At 72.5% G+C, this 2,832-nt stretch carries 2 protein-coding genes and 1 pseudogene (1 of these 3 only partly in view); 2 read left to right on the top strand and 1 reads right to left on the bottom strand.

The annotated features are described in order from the left end of the window. Together FrCorBMG51_RS01335 and leuA are read left to right on the top strand one after the other, a co-directional pair. Positions 1-442: the 3' portion of a septum formation family protein gene (locus FrCorBMG51_RS01335; protein WP_052914207.1), read on the top strand. The gene continues 389 nt to the left of window position 1, outside the view; 442 of the gene's 831 nt are visible here — the last part of the coding sequence; the start codon falls outside the window, past its left edge; it ends in the stop codon at positions 440-442. A 282-nt stretch (positions 443-724) separates the two neighbouring features. After that, on the top strand, positions 725-2,431 hold the full coding sequence (gene leuA, locus FrCorBMG51_RS01340) for a 2-isopropylmalate synthase (RefSeq protein ID WP_047221333.1): 1,707 nt from the start codon (positions 725-727) through the stop codon (positions 2,429-2,431). A 25-nt stretch (positions 2,432-2,456) separates the two neighbouring features. Here the strand turns inward: leuA and FrCorBMG51_RS30320 are convergent. Next, positions 2,457-2,832 (bottom strand): annotated as a pseudogene (locus FrCorBMG51_RS30320) (EAL domain-containing protein); the annotation flags it as partial.

The raw sequence follows: 2,832 nt of genomic DNA on the forward strand, positions 1-2,832 counted from the left end.
GGCGGCCGCCAGCCCGGCGACGAGCCCGGCCGTGCTCTCCGTCCCGGCGCAGCGGTTCGTGCTCGAGCCCACCCTGCTCGGCGAGCTGCGGCCGGGGGACTGCCTGCTGTGGGCGCCGGATTCGGCGCACGAGGTCACTCCCGCCAAGGTGGGCTGCGACCAGCCGCACCTCGACCAGGTGACGGGGGTGGTCGATCTGGCCGCGCCCTTCCCCGGCTGGCCGGGCCGGCCGGCCCTGGACGCCGCCACCGCCAGGGACTGCGTGGCCGCCGCGCGCGCCATCTTCGGCGACACCGGCAGCGTCCCCGGCCTGAAGGTCGCCTCGATCTATCCGGAGGAGAGCGCCTGGCAGGCCGGCACCCACGCGCTGGTGTGTACCGTGCGGGCCGACGATCTGCGGCCGCGGGTTGGCCCGGCGCCGGTCGTGGGCCTGCCGACCTGATCTCACCGGCCCCTCGGGGCGGTGTGGGGGACGGTGTGAGCCGTCGGGTAGTAAGCTCGCCGCAGTATGCGCACGCTTCTGCTTCTTAGTCGCCGCGGCGGGGCCTGAGACAGGTCGGCTTCCTCGTCGCGGGGTTGTTGGTGCGCGCTGGCCGCCGCAGGTTTTCTCCCGAAGCAGGAGCGGTAGAAACTAGTGACTACTTCACGGCAGTTTCCCGGTTTGCATATTCCCGGCGCGCAGTCTCCGGGTGCGCAGTCTCCCGGCTCACAGCGGCCTTCCGGTATGCCCGTCGACAAGTACCGGCCGTTCGTCCCGGTCGACCTCCCCGACCGGACCTGGCCGAACCGGACGATCACCCGGGCGCCCCGGTGGTGCAGCGTGGACCTGCGCGACGGCAACCAGGCGCTGATCGACCCGATGACCCCGGCGCGCAAGACGCAGATGTTCCAGCTGCTGGTGCGGATGGGCTACAAGGAGATCGAGGTCGGCTTCCCCGCCGCCAGCCAGACGGACTTCGACTTCATCCGGCAGCTCGTCGAGGGCGGGCACATCCCCGACGACGTCACCGTCCAGGTGCTCACCCAGGCCCGGGAGGAGCTGATCGAACGCACGGTCCGCGCGGTCGTCGGCGCGCCGAACGTGCTCGTACACCTGTACAACTCGACGTCGACGCTGCAGCGCCGGGTGGTGTTCGGGCTCGACCGGGCCGGCATCACCGACATCGCCGTCCAGGGCGCGCAGTGGTGCGCCCGGTACGCGGAGAAGCTGCTGGCGGGCACGGACGTCCGCTGGCAGTACAGCCCGGAGTCGTTCACCGGGACCGAGCTGGACTACGCCCTGGAGGTCTGCGAGGCGGTCATGGACGTCTGGCAGCCCACCGCGGACCGGCCGGTCGTGCTGAACCTGCCGGCGACCGTGGAGATGTCCACGCCCAACGTCTACGCCGACCAGATCGAGTGGATGTCACGCAACCTGACCCGGCGGGACGCGGTCGTGCTGTCCCTGCACCCGCACAACGACCGTGGCTGTGCCGTGGCCGCCGCGGAGCTCGGGGTGCTGGCGGGCGCCGACCGGGTCGAGGGATGCCTGTTCGGCAACGGCGAGCGCACCGGCAACGTCTGCCTGGTGACCCTGGGGATGAACCTGTTCTCCCAGGGCATCGACCCGGAGATCGACTTCGGCGACATCGACGAGATCCGCCGGACCGTGGAGCACTGCAACCAGCTCCCGGTGCACCCCCGGCATCCCTACGGCGGCGACCTCGTCTACACCGCCTTCTCCGGCTCCCACCAGGACGCCATCAAGAAGGGCTTCGAGGCGATGGAACGGACCGGGCAGCGGCTGTGGGAGGTGCCCTACCTGCCCATCGACCCGAAGGACGTCGGCCGCTCCTACGAGGCCGTGATCCGGGTGAACAGCCAGTCGGGCAAGGGCGGCGTCGCCTACCTGCTGAAGGCGGAGCACTCCCTGGACCTGCCCCGTCGGCTGCAGATCGAGTTCTCCCACGTCGTGCAGCGCCACACCGACGACATCGGCGGCGAGGTGACCGGCGAGGAACTGTGGGAGATCTTCTCCCGGGAGTACTTCCTGACCGGCGACGCCTCCGACGCCCCGCTGGAGCTGCTCGGCTCCCGGACCACCGCCGCGCACGGGGAACGCGACGAGGTCCGCGTCTCGGTGCGCATCCACGGCGGTGAGGAGGTCCTCAGCGGCACCGGCAACGGGCCGATCGACGCGTTCGTCGCCGCGCTGCGCACCCGGGACGTCGAGGTACGCGTCCTCGACTACCACGAGCACGCCCTGGGCTCGGGCGCGGACGCGCGGGCCGCGGCCTATCTCGAGGTCGCGGTGGGGGACAGGGTGTTCTGGGGCGTGGGGGTCGACCCGAACATCGTCACCGCGTCCCTGCGCGCGGTGGTGAGCGCGGTCAACCGGGCCGCGCGGGACCAGCGCACTGCCCCCGGCATCCAGGCCGCCACGGGTATCTGAGGGCCTCTGGCCGTGACCATCTGGGTCACGCTCCCGCGGCCGGGCCGTGGCTCGGGCGCGCCGCCGCCCGCTCCACCACGACCCGGTCGGCGGCCCGATTCGCGGCCCAGGCCGTGGCCCGGTTCGTGGCCGCCAGCTCCACGGCCTGCCCCGGGGCCTTCCCACGCGGCTGTGGACGGTCGTGCTCCGGTGGCCGCGGGCGTCCGCCGGACATCTCCGCCAGCCGGAGCATCAGCCGTTCGATCCGGACCAGGCCGACCGGTCGGCCCAGCTCGGTGACCACCACGACCGGGTCGAAGCGCAGCGCCGGCGCGCGGCTCATCGCCCGGCGCGCCACGTCCACGATGTGTTCGTCGGGCCGGGCGACCATGCTGGCCGGCACCCGCCGGGCCGCGGCGGCG

This window comes from Protofrankia coriariae (assembly GCF_001017755.1).
Taxonomy (GTDB): domain Bacteria; phylum Actinomycetota; class Actinomycetes; order Frankiales; family Frankiaceae; genus Protofrankia; species Protofrankia coriariae.

Coding starts and splice junctions, on each gene's coding strand:
- leuA (WP_047221333.1), top strand. CDS start 725: ATGCCCGTCGACAAGTACCGGCCGTTCGTCCCGGTCGACCTCCCCGAC.